Genomic DNA, 17,848 nt, shown 5'->3' with positions numbered 1-17,848 from the left:
ATATATTATTGAATGGGAATGTTCATAGTCTTCCGGATATAAGCTAAAATCGAAGCCACTTCTTTCAATGTTTTTTGTTCAAGCTGTTCCGCTTTGTCTAAATAGAATTTCTTTTTTTCTTCATCGTCGAGCGACATGGCATTGATTTGAACATTCAGACAAGCCCCCTGAACAGCTGTTTGGATGCAGAGCGCAGCAACACCTGCATCGCTGATTGAATTTGGATTTCCCTTTTCAGCCATTTGCCTGATGAGGTCGAGGCATGATGCAGCTATCTTCATGGTTTTATAGGGAACTTCAATAGCATATTTATTGGCAGATTTAATGGCTTTTTTGCGTAATTTTTTTTCATCCACACTTGACTTTGGCAAACGAAACGCTTCGAGAATTCCGTTGAAGGCTCGCGTATCTTCATCCACCAGAAATAAAAGCTCGCTCATTTTCGTCTGGGCTTTTTCGGCTATTTCAGAAAAGTATTCCAGTTGATCCTCATACCCTTTTTTATGTGCCGTCAGATTGGCGACCATGGCTCCTAAAGCAGCACCAAGCGTGCCGGTGTAAGCAGAGACTGAACCACCACCCGGTGCCGGGCTTTCAGAAGCCGTTTCTTTTGCAAATTTTTCAAGGGAACTTTCCGCTAGCGGATTTTTTTGATCGTCTAACATATATTCTATAATTCGTTCTTTTGGATGAAAGACTTGGATGCTATTTAATCCTAAAGATTGAACAGCTACTTGAATGATTTCGGATTCACTCAAACCACAAGATCTTTTTTGTTTTTGCAGAAAATATTTTCCTGCATCAATTAAAGCTTTTTTAGGCAATAAACCCACCAATTCTGATCCTGTTACCAAAAGTCCATAATTTTCAGCAGATTTTCTGCATGCTTCAAAAGCTTCATGCAATTGTGTTTGCAACATATTCGTCAGATTCATAGAAACCTGAGCAAAACCATATTCTTCGATAAACCAACCGATAGCTTTAACAGAAGGGCACATGCCTTTAGTGCGAAGGGATTCACCAAGTTCATCTTTGAGTAAAATTCCGGTTTGAGGATCTTTTAGAGGACGTCCGTTCTCGCGAACATCAAAGGCCACTTCATTTGCCAATTTCACGGAAGCAGTATTGAGATTGACATTATAGGCAATTAAAAAATCTCTGGCACCGATCACTGTGGCACCCGAAAGTGTATTAAATGTGGATGGGCCATAGTCAGGCCTCCATTCTGGTTGTTTCATTTTTTCTTCCAGTCCCTCGTATTCGCCGCTGCGGATATTGGCCAGATTTTGGCGATGTGTTGCACTTGCTGCGGCTTCATACAAATAAACGGGAATGCCCAATTCGCGGCCAACGCGTTCCCCAAGTTTTTTAGCATATTCGACGGTTTCTTCCAAATCAAGACCCTGCACGGGAATCAGGGGACACACGTCAGTAGCTCCCATTCTTGGGTGCTCACCTTTGTGATTTCGCATGTCTATTTTTTCAGAGGCCAATCGTATCACCTGGAAAGCGGCTTCTATGACTGCTTCGGGCTGGCCTGCAAATGTAATGACCATCCTGTTTGTAGATTTGCCCATATCCACATGCAATAATTTAACTCCTTGTACTTTCGAGATACATTCACCCAGTGCTGTTATGATCTGTGGATCCCTGCCTTCGCTGAAATTTGGCACACATTCGATTATTTTCTGCGCTTTCATGCGTTTTATTTGTAATTATGTGCGAAATTAAATGGATATTTTAAAATGAACACTTTTCGTTGCTTATATGGGATTTGTCTGGCTTTGTATTTTAATGCACTATCTGGCCAATCTGTTTCTATAAGCCCTGAAGTCAATATTAAAAATGATTTTGCATATTATTTTTTTCCGCACCCAAATGGTACGGTTTCTCTGATACGGGATAAATCTTTTCGTTTGAGCATTCAAACGCTTACCAATGACTTTACCTGGAGTTCTGAACGGTCGATTGAGTTAATTGGAAATAAATGGAGGCTTGTCGATATTTATGAAAGCAATGATGCACTTGATATTTTATATACTACAAAAATTGACGACACTCATCATTTGATCCTGGCCCGTTATAATACTCAAGGAATCCTGTTGCAAAATAAAAAAATATTGGATGGAACGATTCCCGCTATCATGAAGAATTTGTATGCTTATGCTTCTGAAAATAAAAATTGGATTTGCATCAGGTTTGATGATGTAAGGTCTCATAAATCCTTGTTACTTTATAATAGAAATTTGGATTCCGTATTTTACCATATTAATTTAAATGAATTACTCAACGAAAGTGAAGAGCTGCAAATAAAGGGCTTAGTGGTTTCAAATCAGGGGGAAGTCTTTATCCATGGGAAAAGTGAAGATGCCCTGCAAAAAAGGAATAAAAAAATCGAATATGTACAAGTGGTAGATATTAGTGGAAATCTCATTATTCAAAATCCCATTGTCCATCATGAGACTACTCTTTTTCAAACTGAAATAAGTTTGGATAATCAAAACAACCGCTGTGTATTCGTTGGACTTTATGCAGAAAAAAACGGAAAATATCCGGAAGGTTATATTTATTATGCTATTCAAAATAAAATAGAAAATACATTTGGTAAAAAAATTCCATTCACTCCAGAAATGTTAAAAGAATGGAAAGGCGAATTAAATCATAAACGCGAATGGAGGGATGGGGAATTAAAACTGCAGGATATTATTTTTACAACAAACGGCGGAAGTTTGGTTTTTTTCGAAAACACAAAAGAAATAAGCAGAAGACCCTATTTCTCAAGCATTGACCCATCTACTAATTTTACATCCCGGTGGTTCGACTATTATTTCGATGACGTTTTGGGTGTTCATTTTGATACAACTGGAGCTGTGCTTTGGGAACGCGTTTTACATAAGAGACAATATTCCCAGGATGATGAAGGGATCTTTAGTTCGTTTTTTGTATTTAAAACAGCTGCATTGTTAAGAATTATTTTTAATGATGCTGTAAATTCGGATGGTACGGTTTCAGAATACTTATTAAAACCCAATGGAGATCATATCAGAAAAAGTGTTCTTAACACCACCTATAAGAATTTAAATCTCCGTTTTCGGGATGCAATAGCCCTAAGTGCGCAAAGTATGCTGATTCCCAGTGAAGACAATGGAAAACTGACTCTGGTTCGTATCAGTTTTGATCATTAAGAAAAATTAATATATGCGTAAGAACGGGCTTTTGGCAAAATGATTACCTTAGCTAAATTATTTTAAAGCATTCTCCTTAAAATTTTTTAAATATGGAGCTAGGTCTAAAATCGAGCTTATATTAATGACTTAGACATAAAATTCCATAATTGTAAATTCATCATAACCAATTGTTATAAACTAAAATTATTCAAATGAAACTATTGATCAGCATATTTAAAATATTGTTTGTATTGGCTATCATATATCTCATTGCAGCCTTGCTTGGTAAATCCAGTTACAGAGTTGAAAGAGAATCAGTGATCAATGCTCCGCAAAAACTAGTTTACAATCAAATATCTATTTTCAGGAACTGGGAGAAATGGTCTCCATGGGCCGAAAAAGATCCAACAGTCAAAAACACTTATGAGGGTCCCGATGGAGAAGCGGGAGCAATTATGAATTGGACAGGTGATAAGGATATCAGCGGAACAGGTTCGATAAAAGTCGAAGCAAGCAATCCACCAAATGGTTTCAATTATGTTTTAAATTTTAAAGTTCCCTTCGAAATGCAATCCAGAGGTGGCTTTATGCTGAGCGCAGCTTCAGATGAAAAAACCAAAATAATATGGCACGATCAGGGAGACATCGCATTTATTTTCAGACCTATGATGATGTTTATGGATATGGACAAACAAATGGGGCCTGATTTCGAACGGGGTTTATTTAAAATTGATTCCGTTTGTGCAGGAATTTATTCTGAAATGAAGAAAGTGATGCTACAAGATACCCTACAGAAAGAAATGCCAAATCTTCAATAAGAATTTTACCCCAATTTCCAGTAAAGGCAAGGCCTTCTTCCTGCAGCCTAATTCTTAATAAAAACTTAAGTTTTAAGGAAGGCTGACAAAGAATTATATAAAGTGAGTAGCCTTTATTTATTTTGCAAACATTTACGATTTAACTATGCCATATATTCAAATATTGTGCTTTGTCTTGTGCAATTCATTATTAGCCCAAAGTGATAGCTGCCACATCAAGTTTCACATCAAGGGTCTTCAGGAAGGGAAAGTAAAATTTATTGCCGTCTTTGCCGATCAGAATTATATTCTTGATTCAAGCTTAGTGGATGCATCCGGAAAATTTGAACTCAAAAGTAAAAGGACAATTCCCAGTGGATATTTTTATGCAATCCTGCCTGATTACAGCAATTTTCATTTTATGATCGGTGATCAACCGTTTTTTAGCATGAATGCCGATAAATCAGATATGGTTGCAACGATGCAGATCGAAAATTCAGCTGACAATGAAATGCTTTACGAAAATTTTAAAATGCAATTAAGGCATGATGAAGACACCAAAGCACTTCAGGAACTTAAAAATGCAGTTGGGACTCCGCCTGAAATTTTGCAAAAAGTAGATAGTCTGCTGGAAGCCATGCAGAAGGAACGTAAGATGCAGCTTCAAGTCTTCCAGAAAAAATATCCTGATGCCTTGTACACAAAATTCAAACAAGCTGGACAAAATCCTGAACTTGTAGATGTGCGACTGCCCAATGGTGAAGTCGACCGCGAACGCCAATTGGAATTATTTAGACAAATGTTTTGGGACCATGTCGATTTTAATGATGAACGTTTGTTAAGAACGCCGGTTTTAGCCAACAAATTGAAGCGATTTATCATGGAATTGACACCTCAGCATCCGGACTCTATTATCAGGCAGGCAGATTTCATCATTAAAAAATCTTTGGTCAACAAAGAGATGTTCAAATTTGTAAGTAACTGGATTGCTTTAAAATTTCAACCCACCCAAACCAAGGTAATGGATGGAGAAGCAGTCTTTGTACATATCCTTGAAAAATATTTTGATACTAAAGAAAAAGCTTTTTGGGCATCCGACAAAGACCTTGCAGATTTTAAAAAGAAAGTCTTTGAAATGAAGTCTAGTTTACTGAATCGCAAAGGCCCTGATGTGGTGTCTACTGATTTCTATGGGAATACCCGTTCCATTTATGAAATTAAAGAAGATTTTGTGATCGTCTTTATGTATGATCCCGATTGCGACCATTGTCAAAAGGAAATGCCATTGCTCAGAGAATTTTATAAAACATGGAAGCCAAAAGGGGTAGAGGTCTTTGCTATTGTTCTGAATGCTACCGATGATGAATGGAGAAATTTTATCAATAAAAACGGCGTTCAGGATTGGATCAATGTACACGACCCAAGCAACAAAAGTATTTATGCAAAGTATTATGTCGATATAACTCCTGAATTATATGTGCTTAACAAGGATCGAAAAATCATTGGCAAAAACCTGAAAGTCGAGCAAGTGCCTTTTATTATTGAGCAGGAGTTGAAGCGGATCGGAAAGAATTAAATTTAATGGCTTTTAGCCTCGAAATGAAGAATCTTTTTATTTGTATACATCATGATGATATCGTGAGCGGTCAAGCAGACAAAAGCTACAAAAAAAAATTAAAATAGTAGAAATTTATTAAACTAACATTCGTTAGTTTAATTTTTGTACAAGCCTACAAGCCTACAAGCCTACAAGCCTACAAGCCTACAACAAGAAGTTGGCAGTTATCAGTTTTCAGTTTGGAACAAATCATTTCTAGTTGTTGTTTTGACTAACAGACTAACAGACTAACAGACTAACAGACTAACAGACTAACAAACTAGCAGACAAATAGACTAACAGACTAACAGACAAATAGACTATCAGGCTTCTTCTCACAAGCCTAATTCCAACAAACGGGAACGGTAACTAAAAAACCTGTAAATACCGGCGTATTTACAGGTGTCTAAAGGTCTCAAATAAAGAAAACTACATCTTTTATATCTTTAACTTTTCTTGTTTTACAATTACATTAGCTATTATTCTAATACTATGCCAACTTTTTTTTAAAACAGAAAATTATTTTCAAATTTTTTCTTAAAAAGCAACTTTAATGATCGTTTTTGTTCTTTGGTGTAGTGTCTTGATTTCCTCTGTACAAGCTGAAAAATGGGACTCTTTTAAGGGTTTGTGGCGTTCATTTGATGCACAGACCGGCTTATGGGTTTTTACCGCCGAAATCTATGAAAAGCAAGGCAAACTAAATGCAAGGGTTATCGAACTTCCGGGGAATGCAAGTTTGAAGTACTGCGGGAATTGTAAGCCGCCCATGAAAAACAAGCCACTTTTGGGCATGGATATTATATGGGATCTCGATTTTGAGGATGACCGCCTGGAGCATGGAAAGATTCTGGACCCCTGCACAGGAAGTGTTTATGATTGTAGCCTATGGATCGGCAAAGGTGGAAATTTGCATGTTAGGGGCTATTTTAAGCTCAAAGCATTTGGGAAAACCCAAATCTGGCAGGCTATAAAATCCCATGAGTGAGAACAATATTTTACTACGGCTTGTAGTTTTATATAAAAATTACAGATCAAGCCTATGGTAGATACTTTTACAACTTTACAAATTGTTCGCTACGTTTACAAGGAATGTGAGGCTACGGAAAAACTCGTTTTGGATGAATTTATTCAAAATGACTTTGAAGCCAGACAGGAACTCAGACGTATGACAACAGCCAGAAATATGCTTCCTGAAGTCTTGTTTTCAGCCCATCCAAAGAGTTTGGAGACCATTTTGACTTACAGCAGAAAAGCGGTTTCGCTTTAGGGTATTGAGCATTTGACATTTGCAAATCACCTTTCAGCAATCCATCATTGCATATGATCCTCTTAAGTTTAGTTATACTTAAGCCAACTATTCTTATGTTAAATAGTTAAAAGTGCTTGAGAAATGAGGCCCGAAATGGCATTTCCCTCCTGTGTTTATGCAATAATCCAGCTGTCTGATCCTCAGAATTAGTAGGAGCGTTTCAATGTTGCCGGGACTAAACTTTAAGCTCATCAAACTATCAATACCAGCTAAAAGGCTCTCATTGAAATCTGGATTTCTGTAGCAAGCTTTGAATTCCCCGCTAGAATTGGTTGAATGTTATTAGAACACAGCTGAGCTTTATAAAATCCTTTTTGCGTAAAAATTTAAAAAACCTTGAATAGAAACTGAAACCTCAGTTTAGCCGGTATCCTCAACATTAGTTAGGTTTTTGTACATTGCCATTTCAGAAGCATTAAAAGATGGAATATAAAGGCATAGTAAAGATTAAAAAGGGACGGGAGCAAAATTTGTTGAGAAAACATCCCTGGATATTTTCCGGAGCCATTTATGACAAACCCACAAACTTGGAAGACGGGGATCTGGTTCAGCTCGCTGATTACACCGGGAACATCATTGGTTTTGGTCATTTTCACAATGGAAGCATTGCGATCAAAATTTTGGGTTTTGGAAAGGTGAATTATGAATCGTCCTTTTGGCTTACAAAATTGAGTGCAGCATTCGAATTGCGTAAAGTTTTGATGGCCAGAATAATTGACACCAATTGCTTTCGATGGGTACATGGTGAAGGTGACGGGCTACCGGGTCTCATTATTGACGTATATGCAGATACCCTGGTGATCCAATGTCACAGCATCGGGATGCACCGGCAAATTATGGAGATTGCAGAGGCCTGCGCTATTTGTTTTGACAATCAAAACATCAATATTATAGATAAAAGCAAAGATTGTCTTCCGGCAGCATATGGCCGTGCTTTTGAAAATCGCCTTATTTCGGGTAATTCAAATCCCGTGATCGTCAAAGAAAATGGTTTGTTTTTTGAAATAGATCCTATCCATGGACAAAAAACGGGTTTCTTTCTGGATCAGCGGGAGAACAGAAAGTTATTAGGCGAATATGCAAAAGGCCGCAAAATATTAAATGCATTTTGTTATACGGGGGGATTTAGTATTTATGCGGCATCCAATGATGCATTGGAAATAAGCTCCATCGATATTAGTCAAAAAGCAATTGACGGCTGTTTGCGGAATTTTGAATTAAATGCTCCGAACAGACAATTGCACACTGAAATTTGTGAAGACGTCTATGATTATTTGAAAAGAATACCATCCGATCATTTTGATATGATCGTATTAGATCCACCAGCTTTCGCAAAAACGCTTGACAAAAGGCATCATGCGGTGCAGGCCTATAAGCGATTGAACCATCTTGCCATGAAAAAAATACAAAGTGGTGGTATCCTATTTACTTTTTCGTGTTCGCAGGTCGTTGGTGAAGACTTATTTTACAATACCATTGTTTCCGCAGGAATAGAATCAGGCAGAAACATCCGCGTTGTACACAAATTGACCCAAGCCCCGGATCATCCGGTCAATTTATTTCATCCTGAAGGCAATTATTTAAAGGGTTTGGTTTTATTTGTGGAATAGTAATATCGGATGAAACAAACTTCTTCATCTATCCTCAACTGCGCTGTTTTTATAGCAGTATTGTTGACGGTTTGCTATTATTACCAATATCATGAGATCATACGAATGCGTCCACAATCAGTACACAAATGGAGACAATCAGATTGTGCTTCACTAGCATTGAATTATTATCAACATCAGCTGAGTTTTTTTAAGCCCCATGCCATATCCTCAACGCTAACTCTTATTCTATTGAATGTTTATGCGCGTGCTTATCATGAGAAACATGGTCGCTGCCATTCCAGATAAAAATATCTATTATAACAAAAGTGAGGTGATCCAAAAAGAGGGGGACTGGGAGCGCTTACAACTACAGTTCGAAATTGATTCGTCTCAGGCAGGTGAGATGTTAGAAATGTATTTGTTTAATCCGAAGGAAGATTGGGTTTATTTTGATGATTTTTCAATTAAGAGATTTGTACTTAAATAACATAAATATATTGAAATAAAAGCAAAGCTTATGTATGATCTCCCTTCTGATTTTATAAGTAATTCAAATTTAATTTTTGCTTATTATTCCTCTCCTTTCTTTGCCTTTTCATAATCAGGAGACAACAATGCATTTTTGTAAGTATCGTTGTATTTTAGTGTTCCAAAAGAAGCTTTATATGCTTTGAAATTCATGCCGTCAAAATGCAACAAGCCATTCCGGTATTGCAGGGTTTGAAATGCATTTAATCCGATCAAAAACACCAGCAAAACCAAAGCTGTATATTTAATAAAAGATTTAGAAACTAACAATTGTTCGTAACATGTAGCGAGTGAAATGGCCAAAATAGCATAACTGTCGATCATGGCACGGTTGCCAAATCCTACGTACCACCAACACCACCATGAAAAAACCAGATAAATGTAGAACGGAAATAAAATGCGAATAGGATTCAAAAGGTCGGAATGTTTAGATTTAATAAAATACAAACCTACCATTGAAAAGAGCATGATGGGGCTATAAATTAACCAACCATTGCGAAAACTAAACAATCCTTGTAATAGTTTGGGTTTTAAAAAGTAGAAATGCTCATCCAAATATGAGTAAAATAAAAAATGACCGGTTACTGATTTCCAATAGAGAAATTGTGGAAGTAATACGATAAAAGCAGAGGCGAAGAAGATGGATAAATGCTTGCTGTGATTTATTAAAAACTGAAAACGTTCTTTATAAGCGCTGAGCGAACGCATGCCATAAAATAGTGGAAAAAGTCCAAAAACAATATTCACGGGCCTGATCAGGATCATCAATCCAAACAAGATTCCCGCAAGTAATGCAATTTTTACATTTTTTAAATCATACCATATTACGATGGAATAAAGAAATACCGCACAAATAGAAAAAGTATAAGCATGCGACATGCTGGCTTCGGTAGTCGCGTAATAAAATAAATTCGTACCCAGCACTATACTAAATAGACTCATTGCAGTAGCCCATTCTGAAAACCAACGGATCAAGAGCTTTCTTAAAAAGAATAAACCAATGATCAAATAGAACAGCGCAGACAAATGAATGTATTTATGGTATAAAATAGTAAAGCCGTTTGCTTCCAGGTCTGCTATTTGGCTGTGGAAATGTGCAATAAAGAAAAAGGGCAAATACATGAATGATAGTCCCATCGTAGGTTTGATGACGAGACCGCCATTGGGTGCAGCTTGTGGCCAGAATTTGCGTTCATGTGCGAACTCCGGATGGTCTTTTACAAACTTAAGTTTGTAATCGTGGTAAATAAAAGTGGCGGGCAAATATGCATAAAAGCCAACGACATCCCAATCAATAACTTTCAAACCATTCCATCGCCCAATGTTAAAATTAGCAAAGACCATTATAAAGATCAGGATCAATAGGCTTAGGAGCGAGGGTGTAAATTTAATTTTCATCGTTGACTAGAGACCGAAAATTACTAAAAGCTTTGTAAAGAAAGTGTTTCGGAGAATTTATTCGCCTGAAAACTTTTGAAATGAATATTTAAACAACAGGATCGCTGCTAAAATTCCAGTCAGGTTAGCAACGAGGTCGGCCACATCAAAAAATCTTCCTCCGGGTAAGAATTTTTGCAAACATTCTATTAGAAAACCGAAGAGAAACATGGCAAGTGCTATTTTAAATGCTGCATTCTCTTCAGCTGACTTTAAAAAACAAAAGCTGGCCAGGCCGTGAAAGAAAAAGTGAAATATTTTATCAATACCAAACATGCGGTCCCAACTGAATTGCGGTAAACTGCTGCTCGGTGACAATGACAATACAATGATGCTCATAACGAGCAAATACCCCAGTTTGCGATAGTGACCGGGTTTCTGCAACAAAATCATTTAGAATTAGTGACCTGTGAGCTGCTGATAGGCAGTAGCATCCAAGAGATCATCCAGTTCAGAAGGATTGGAAATACTCACTTTAATAATCCAACCCGCTCCATAAGGATCTGAATTAATAAGCGTTGGATCGTTACCAGCTTTTTCATCTAATGCTGGATTAAATTCAAGCACTTTGGCAGTCACGGGCATAAATAAGTCGGAAGTTGTTTTTACAGCTTCAACGGTACCGAAGATTTCGTCTTTGGCAATTTCTTCGCCTACCGTATCTACTTCGACATAAACGATATCACCAAGTTCGGATTGAGCAAATTCAGTGATTCCGATGGTAGCGGTATTGCCTTCAATGAGAATCCATTCGTGTTCTTTTGTGTATTTCAGTTGGTCTGGAAAGTTCATACGTTTACTATGGTTTTGATTGTTTGACTGGTGACAAATGTTTTGATTTCTTCGGAAGTCAGAGACTTAGGCCTTTCTAAAGGAAGGTTGTAGGCTCTGTCCCAACAGAGCTGGGCCAAAACACCCAAAGCCCTGGAAACACCAAACATAACTGTATAAAAATTGTGTTCTTTTAAACCATAGTGCTCGAGTAATGCCCCAGAATGGGCATCTACATTGGGCCATGGATTTTTTACTTTACCAAGCCCCTGTAAGATTTCGGGAACCACTTCGAAAACATGCCATACGATTTGAACCATAGGATTATCCGGACAATGCTTTTGAGCGAAATCCTTTTGGGCGAGGAATCTCGGATCCGGAGTGCGCAATACCGCGTGGCCGTAGCCCGGTACAACAATACCATTGGCCAGGGTCGTTTTCACATATTCTGCAATTTGTTCTTTAGTAGGTGTGTTGGTTCCAAGGTCGCGGATCATATCATAAATCCAATCCATTACTTCCTGGTTAGCCAGCCCATGTAATGGACCTGCCAAGGCATTCATTCCGCCTGCAAGCGACAAATAAGCATCGCTGAGTGTTGAACCCACCAAATGAACAGCATGTGCAGATGCATTTCCACCTTCATGATCGGCATGTATGGTCATGTACAGGCGCATGAGGTCCATGAATTCCGGAGAATCTTTACCCAACATGTGTGCAAAATTTGCACTCCAGTCAAGAGTAGGATCAGCAGGTATGTGTTCGCTGTTGTAAAAGGTCTTGCGATATACGTATGCAGCTACCAGAGGTAATTTGGCAATGAGGTTCATACAATCCTCATACATGTATTCCCAATAGCTGGTTTTTCCAATGCCATTTTCATAAGCCTTGGCAAACAGACTGGAAGATTGCATGGCCATGATGGCGATGCTGAATTGAGTCATTGGGTGTATGGCTGAATCCAGGTGATCCAGCAATTCGTAATCTGCGTGTGTTAATTTTGCGCGGCGCATCCATTCCTGGCTCAACCAAACTACATCTTCTTCATTGGGAATTTGATCTGTTAGCATCAGCCAGAATAATCCTTCTGGTAAAGGTTCCGTAGCGCCGTTAATTTTGGGCAATAACTTGCGAAGTTCAGGTATTGAATATCCCCTGAAACGAATACCTTCCTGAGAATCCAGTGAAGAGGTTTCCCAAACCATACTTTGAATTCCTCTCATACCCCCGTATATCTGGTCTATCTGAACCTGATCAATTACCAGGTCTCCATGGGCTTTTACCAAAGATTTAATTTGGTCGGCTGAGGCGTTGAAACTCTCTTGAAATAGGGCTTTTAACTTATCCATGAACTGTACGTACTTTCCTATCAAAAAACAAAGCGCAAATGTATAATGTTTTTGATGATCGCAAATAAAAAGTAATTATTTAACAATAACTTTGATTCAAGCCTTGAATGCCAATAAATTGTACCCAAATTTGCCCCTATTTTCAATGAATTCGCAACTATGTTGATGATCGATGATATTCTGATAAGTGATGCGCTTTTTGAAGCCTATTTTGTCTGTAAACTAGATGCCTGCAAAGGAGCTTGCTGCTATGAAGGCGATTTCGGGGCACCACTATCCAAAGAGGAGTTGCCAAAGCTAGCTGCAATTTGGAAGGAATTGAAAGATTATCTGGATCCGGAGAGCTATAAAATTCTTTTAAAATCAGGACCTTACAAATATTACCGGGAAATGCAATCCTGGGGCACGCAGCTTAGGCCGGATGGGGCCTGCGTCTTTATGATCAGAGATGAAAAAGGCATTGCCAAATGCGGCATCGAACAAGCCTGGAAAGATGGGAACTCAAATTTTCAGAAACCCATTTCATGTCACCTGTATCCGGTGCGGGTCAATGAAAATCCCAAAAGAGGATTTATTGCCTTGAATTACGATGAGTGGGATATTTGTAAGGCAGCCTGCAAATTTGGAGAAGAGAACAAAGTTCCGTTATACCGTTTTGTTAAAGATGCCATTATTCGGCGGTTTGGCTCTGATTTTTACGAACAGCTGGATGCGGCATACACTGAATTAGGCAGGATCGGACAGGAAATACAGGATTGATAGGATTTAAAAGATTTGAGGAAGATTGAAAGCCTTATTATTTTATATATCACTTTTTTAATGAATAATTTTAATATTTTAAATTCAAGTATTAGATGATGAATGAAGTTTTTGATTGGTGTGTTGAAATTTTGGAACACACCGCACATTTGCTTAACATGACGTATAAGGAAGTAAATGTCTGGCTGTTTTGTATCATCGAACCCATTATTTTTTTGTGGATGTTGGGGTATATTATTTATATCCGGAGAAAACTTAAAAGATTGAGGAGTCAACTGAATTAAAAGTGGATACAACATAATTATTTATAAATAATTTACAGATATTGAAACTAACAATTGTAAGTCTTGTTGTTTATCAACTATCAACTATCAACTATCAACTATCAACTATCAACTATCAACTACCACTTTTTTTAAAGAAGCACCTTCATGTCGGGACAACTATCAACTCTTCAGTCCCCACTCCACAAAGTGCCCAACCATTTTTGCGCCGTAGCTACAGCCCATTCCTTTCTTTGGGCATAATCTGTAAACTGATCTTCTGCAATTTCACTGACTGTGAAATATTTGGATTCTGGATGCGCAAAATACCAACCGCTCACTGCGGCAGTTGGGTACATAGCCATACTTTCCGTAAGGCGGAGTCCGATATTTTTTTCAACGTCGAGCAGTTTCCATAAACTGAGTTTCTCGGTGTGCTCAGGGCAGGCAGGATAACCGGGTGCCGGCCGGATACCGGTGTAGTTTTCGCGAATCAGTTCTTCGTTGGAGAATTTTTCTTCCGGGGCATATGCCCAGTATTGAGTTCGGACATATTCGTGAAGATATTCGGCGCAGGCTTCTGCAAGTCGGTCTGCTAATGCTTTGACCAGGATTGCGTGATAATCGTCGTGTTTACTTTCGTAAAAAGCGACCAAGTCGTCAACTCCATAACCGGCACAAACTGCAAAGCCACCTAAATAATCTTCCGGATTTGATTGCATTGGTTTGACAAAATCTGAAAGACAAAAATTTGCTTGACCTTCTGTCTTTTTTACCTGTTGTCTTAAGTGATGAAGGACGATGAGCTTTTGTGTTGGATCGTGTGGCGAAAAAACATGGATATCTTCATTTTGAGAACCAGCCGGAAAAATTCCTATGACTGCTTTGGCCTGAATTTTTTGATGTAGAATGAGATCATCTAGTAATGCAATCGCATCGTCGTACAATCGCTTGGCTTCTTCACCAATAACAGCGTCTTCAAATATGGAAGGATATTTCCCGCTGAGTTCCCAACTCTGAAAAAAAGGAGTCCAGTCGATGTACTTTTTCAGAACGGACAAATCTAAATTATCAAAAACCTGAATTCCCTGATTATTAGGTTTAACAGGTTTAAAATATTCCCAATCAGTTTTCCATTTGTTGGCTCTGGCTGATGATAGATCTAACAGAGTCTTGGATTGCTGTCGTTGTAATCGTTGAATGCGGGTGCGTTCGTAATCTGCTTTGATGTTTTGTAGAAATAAGTTTCTTTGCGAGCTATCTTCACTTAACAACTGACTTACAACATTCACAGCACGCGAGGCATCGAGCACGTGAATGACGGGTTGGTGATATTTCGGTTCAATGCGAAGAGCAGTATGTAACTTCGAGGTCGTCGCCCCGCCAATTAACAGGGGGGTGCTGAATCCTTCTTTTTGCATGACTTCCGCCACGTGTACCATCTCGTCAAGGGAAGGCGTGATGAGTCCGCTTAATCCGATGATATCAACACCTAACGAACGTGCGTTAGTCAGAATCGTGTCACAGGAGACCATGACCCCCAGATCGATAATTTCATAATTATTACATGCCAGTACGATGCCAACGATATTTTTTCCGATATCGTGAACATCCCCTTTAACGGTGGCTAGTAATATTTTTCCTTTTGCCCTGGATACCGTAGTTTTATCTTGTTCCATGTATGGTGTCAAGTAAGCAACGGCTTGTTTCATCACGCGTGCACTTTTGACGACCTGTGGTAAAAACATTTTTCCGGCCCCAAACAAGTCACCAACTTCATTCATGCCATCCATGAGCGGACCTTCAATCACAAAAATCGGTCGGCCCAATTTTAATCTTGCTTCTTCCGTATCTTCTATAATAAATTCTGTGATCCCTTTTACCAATGCATGACGAATTCGGCTTTCTACGTTTTCTTTCCGCCATGCCTGTACTTCAGCCTGAACGATATTTTTGCCTTTATTTTTAACTTGTTCGGCATATTCGGTCAATCTTTCTGTTGCGTCGGCACGTCTGTTGAAGAGCACATCTTCCACACGCTCCAGTAATTCTTTAGGAATGTCATCGTAAACATCCATTTGCCCTGCATTGACTATACCCATGTCCATTCCGGCTTGTATAGCATGATAAAGAAATGCCGAATGCATCGCCTGACGTACGATTTCATTTCCTCGGTAAGAGAAGGATAAATTGCTTACGCCACCACTTATTTTTACACCGGGTAAATGTTCTTTGATCAATTTACATGCTTCGATATAAGTTATGGCGTATTCATTGTGTTCATCAATACCTGTGGCAACTGCAAATATGTTGGGGTCAAAAATGATGTCTTCCGGTTTGAATTGAAGTTTGTTGATGAGCAGTTCATAGGCTCTCTTACAAATCGAAAATTTGCGTTCGATGGTATCAGCCTGGCCTTGTTCATCGAAAGCCATGATGACAACCGCGGCGCCATAACGCCTTACTTTTTTGGCTTGTTCGAGAAAACTGGCTTCACCTTCTTTGAGTGAAATGGAATTGACGACACATTTTCCCTGCATGCATTTTAATCCGGCCTCTATAACTTTCCATTTCGAAGAATCGATCATGACTGGAACCTTTACAATGTCTGGTTCGGAACTTAAAAGATTTAAAAAATCCGACATGGCTTGTTCACCATCTAACAAACCTTCATCCATATTGACATCGATAATCTGTGCCCCGGCTTCGACCTGTTGTCGGGCTACCTGCAGCGCTTCGTCGTAATTTTTTTGAAGGATGAGTTTCGCAAATTGTTTGGATCCGGTTACATTGGTACGTTCGCCGATATTTACAAAATTAAGATCAGGTCGAAAGATCATTGCCTCCAATCCGGAAAGACTGGTTATAGCTTCGACGCGAGGTATCTCTCTGGGTTTTAATCCATGTATGGCTTTGGACATGCTCCGAATGTGTTCCGGAGTTGTTCCGCAACATCCACCCACAATATTGACATAACCGTTTTCGGCATAATCTGCAATCAAGGCTTGCATTTCATTCGCCGTCTGGTCATAACCACCCAGTTCATTGGGTAATCCGGCATTGGGATATGCACTCACGCGACAAGTGGCCATTTTACTTAATACTTCGAGATGCGGCTTCATTTCTTTGGCACCTAAAGCACAATTCAAGCCTATGGAAAACATAGGTAAATGTGAAACAGAAATATAAAAGGCTTCAACAGTCTGTCCGGAAAGTGTCCGTCCGCTGGCATCTGTAATCGTTCCGGATACCATCAAGGGTAAGGTTTTTCCCGTTTCTTCGAATAATAGATCAATAGCAAATAGAGCAGCTTTGCCATTGAGCGTATCAAAAATGGTTTCTACCAGTAGGATATCCGCTCCACCATCCATAAGTCCTTTTGCCTGTTGATAATAGGCTTCTACAAAGTCATCGAAATAAGCATTTCTGAAACCGGGACGATTGACATCCGGACTTAAGCTGGCCGTTCTATTAGTCGGGCCCAAAGCTCCTGCAACAAATCGCAAAGAGCCGGGATATTTCAGCATATATTCTTCTGCTGCTTGTTTTGCAACTTTAGCAGATGCGAAATTCATTTCGTATGCAAGGGATTCCATCCCGTAATCTGCCTGAGAGATGGCATTAGCATTGAAAGTATTGGTCTCTATGATATCCGATCCTGCATCGAGATACATCAGATGGATCTGTTTAATGATATCAGGTCTGGTAATAGATAATAAATCGTTATTACCTTTTAAGTCTTTGGGATGGTCTAAAAAGCGATCACTTCTGAAATCTTGTTCAGATAAACGAAAAGTCTGTATAAGGCTTCCCATCGCGCCATCCAACAGCAATATGCGATCCGATGCAAGGTGTTCGAGTTGTTTCAAAATATTCATGGATGGGCAAAGATATAGCGATGCCAAACAAGGAACAAGGGGGATGCTCAATTAATAAGAAAATGGCGGTGTTTAATAAATAACTCTAGAACTATTCGATCCAATTTAATTTATTTAGACTCTTTAAAATCATTTTTGCTAATAAATTAAAATTATTCAATCGCTGGCGCAAGTCTCCAGACTTGTGTCCAACGAAAACAGCTTTATATTAGAAGGATAAAGCCATGGAAGTCTCCCGACTTTTATTGCAAATTTTATTTTAACACCAAAATTATCATTAACTATAAATTTAAAAATACGAGTATCAAATATAAATTTCTTGATCGGGATGGAATTTATTTTATCTCTTTTTCGACAATAAATTGGATTCTGGTAAGTATTAAATAAAAAATTTGCCC

At 38.7% G+C, this 17,848-nt stretch carries 14 protein-coding genes; 8 read left to right on the top strand and 6 right to left on the bottom strand.

Annotated elements, in window-relative coordinates:
• Window positions 1-5: 5 nt before the first annotated feature.
• A complete protein-coding gene (gene ftcD / locus IPM92_15980) occupies window positions 6-1,700 on the bottom strand; it encodes a glutamate formimidoyltransferase (GenBank protein ID MBK9109822.1) in 1,695 nt (564 codons plus the stop codon).
• 45 nt (window positions 1,701-1,745) lie between these two features.
• Here ftcD and IPM92_15975 point away from each other — a divergent pair, with 45 nt between their 5' ends.
• From IPM92_15975 to IPM92_15945, 7 genes are all read left to right on the top strand, one after another.
• The gene (locus tag IPM92_15975) at window positions 1,746-3,185 is read left to right on the top strand and encodes a hypothetical protein (protein ID MBK9109821.1); all 1,440 of its coding nucleotides are present in this window, start codon (window positions 1,746-1,748) and stop codon (window positions 3,183-3,185) included.
• A 194-nt stretch (window positions 3,186-3,379) separates the two neighbouring features.
• On the top strand, window positions 3,380-3,985 hold the full coding sequence (locus IPM92_15970; GenBank protein ID MBK9109820.1) for an SRPBCC family protein: 606 nt from the start codon (window positions 3,380-3,382) through the stop codon (window positions 3,983-3,985).
• Between the two features lie 175 nt (window positions 3,986-4,160).
• Window positions 4,161-5,540 carry a redoxin domain-containing protein gene (locus IPM92_15965; protein MBK9109819.1) on the top strand — a complete coding sequence of 460 codons (1,380 nt, stop codon included), beginning with the start codon at window positions 4,161-4,163 and terminating at the stop codon, window positions 5,538-5,540.
• A gap of 574 nt (window positions 5,541-6,114) precedes the next feature.
• On the top strand, window positions 6,115-6,549 hold the full coding sequence (locus tag IPM92_15960) for a DUF2147 domain-containing protein (GenBank protein MBK9109818.1): 435 nt from the start codon (window positions 6,115-6,117) through the stop codon (window positions 6,547-6,549).
• Window positions 6,550-6,603: 54 nt separating this feature from the next.
• Window positions 6,604-6,831 carry a hypothetical protein gene (locus IPM92_15955; protein ID MBK9109817.1) on the top strand — a complete coding sequence of 76 codons (228 nt, stop codon included), beginning with the start codon at window positions 6,604-6,606 and terminating at the stop codon, window positions 6,829-6,831.
• Window positions 6,832-7,295: 464 nt separating this feature from the next.
• Complete coding sequence (locus IPM92_15950) at window positions 7,296-8,483, top strand: class I SAM-dependent rRNA methyltransferase (protein MBK9109816.1); 1,188 nt, start codon at window positions 7,296-7,298, stop codon at window positions 8,481-8,483.
• A gap of 241 nt (window positions 8,484-8,724) precedes the next feature.
• Window positions 8,725-8,952: a hypothetical protein gene (locus tag IPM92_15945; protein ID MBK9109815.1), complete on the top strand. Its 228-nt coding sequence runs from the start codon at window positions 8,725-8,727 to the stop codon at window positions 8,950-8,952.
• Window positions 8,953-9,035: 83 nt separating this feature from the next.
• Here IPM92_15945 and IPM92_15940 read toward each other — a convergent pair whose 3' ends face one another.
• From IPM92_15940 to IPM92_15925, 4 genes are read right to left on the bottom strand one after another with little or no spacing between them, the layout of a single operon-like run.
• The gene (locus IPM92_15940; protein MBK9109814.1) at window positions 9,036-10,391 is read right to left on the bottom strand and encodes a hypothetical protein; all 1,356 of its coding nucleotides are present in this window, start codon (window positions 10,389-10,391) and stop codon (window positions 9,036-9,038) included.
• 57 nt (window positions 10,392-10,448) lie between these two features.
• Window positions 10,449-10,823: a VanZ family protein gene (locus IPM92_15935; protein ID MBK9109813.1), complete on the bottom strand. Its 375-nt coding sequence runs from the start codon at window positions 10,821-10,823 to the stop codon at window positions 10,449-10,451.
• A 6-nt stretch (window positions 10,824-10,829) separates the two neighbouring features.
• Window positions 10,830-11,222 carry a glycine cleavage system protein GcvH gene (gene gcvH / locus IPM92_15930; protein MBK9109812.1) on the bottom strand — a complete coding sequence of 131 codons (393 nt, stop codon included), beginning with the start codon at window positions 11,220-11,222 and terminating at the stop codon, window positions 10,830-10,832.
• Complete coding sequence (locus IPM92_15925; GenBank protein MBK9109811.1) at window positions 11,219-12,550, bottom strand: citrate (Si)-synthase, eukaryotic; 1,332 nt, start codon at window positions 12,548-12,550, stop codon at window positions 11,219-11,221. The genes gcvH and IPM92_15925 overlap by 4 nt, the downstream gene beginning before the upstream one ends.
• A gap of 159 nt (window positions 12,551-12,709) precedes the next feature.
• Here IPM92_15925 and IPM92_15920 point away from each other — a divergent pair, with 159 nt between their 5' ends.
• Entirely contained in the window at window positions 12,710-13,309 is a 600-nt protein-coding gene (locus tag IPM92_15920) for a DUF3109 family protein (GenBank protein ID MBK9109810.1), read from the top strand.
• Between the two features lie 454 nt (window positions 13,310-13,763).
• Here IPM92_15920 and metH read toward each other — a convergent pair whose 3' ends face one another.
• Window positions 13,764-17,450 carry a methionine synthase gene (gene metH, locus IPM92_15915; protein MBK9109809.1) on the bottom strand — a complete coding sequence of 1,229 codons (3,687 nt, stop codon included), beginning with the start codon at window positions 17,448-17,450 and terminating at the stop codon, window positions 13,764-13,766.
• Window positions 17,451-17,848 lie beyond the last annotated feature (398 nt).

The sequence above is a fragment of the Saprospiraceae bacterium genome (assembly GCA_016719615.1).
GTDB lineage: Bacteria > Bacteroidota > Bacteroidia > Chitinophagales > Saprospiraceae > Vicinibacter.
This window is presented reverse-complemented; position numbering and strand designations above follow the sequence as displayed.

Excerpts from the sequence above, each read along its gene's own strand:
- gcvH (MBK9109812.1), bottom strand. The coding sequence starts at position 11,222 with ATGAACTTTCCAGACCAACTGAAATACACAAAAGAACACGAATGGATT.
- IPM92_15935 (MBK9109813.1), bottom strand. The coding sequence starts at position 10,823 with ATGATTTTGTTGCAGAAACCCGGTCACTATCGCAAACTGGGGTATTTG.
- IPM92_15975 (MBK9109821.1), top strand. The coding sequence starts at position 1,746 with ATGAACACTTTTCGTTGCTTATATGGGATTTGTCTGGCTTTGTATTTT.
- IPM92_15945 (MBK9109815.1), top strand. The coding sequence starts at position 8,725 with ATGCGCGTGCTTATCATGAGAAACATGGTCGCTGCCATTCCAGATAAA.
- IPM92_15970 (MBK9109820.1), top strand. The coding sequence starts at position 3,380 with ATGAAACTATTGATCAGCATATTTAAAATATTGTTTGTATTGGCTATC.
- IPM92_15940 (MBK9109814.1), bottom strand. The coding sequence starts at position 10,391 with ATGAAAATTAAATTTACACCCTCGCTCCTAAGCCTATTGATCCTGATC.
- ftcD (MBK9109822.1), bottom strand. The coding sequence starts at position 1,700 with ATGAAAGCGCAGAAAATAATCGAATGTGTGCCAAATTTCAGCGAAGGC.
- IPM92_15925 (MBK9109811.1), bottom strand. The coding sequence starts at position 12,550 with ATGGATAAGTTAAAAGCCCTATTTCAAGAGAGTTTCAACGCCTCAGCC.
- IPM92_15920 (MBK9109810.1), top strand. The coding sequence starts at position 12,710 with ATGTTGATGATCGATGATATTCTGATAAGTGATGCGCTTTTTGAAGCC.
- metH (MBK9109809.1), bottom strand. The coding sequence starts at position 17,450 with ATGAATATTTTGAAACAACTCGAACACCTTGCATCGGATCGCATATTG.
- IPM92_15960 (MBK9109818.1), top strand. The coding sequence starts at position 6,115 with ATGATCGTTTTTGTTCTTTGGTGTAGTGTCTTGATTTCCTCTGTACAA.
- IPM92_15950 (MBK9109816.1), top strand. The coding sequence starts at position 7,296 with ATGGAATATAAAGGCATAGTAAAGATTAAAAAGGGACGGGAGCAAAAT.
- IPM92_15955 (MBK9109817.1), top strand. The coding sequence starts at position 6,604 with ATGGTAGATACTTTTACAACTTTACAAATTGTTCGCTACGTTTACAAG.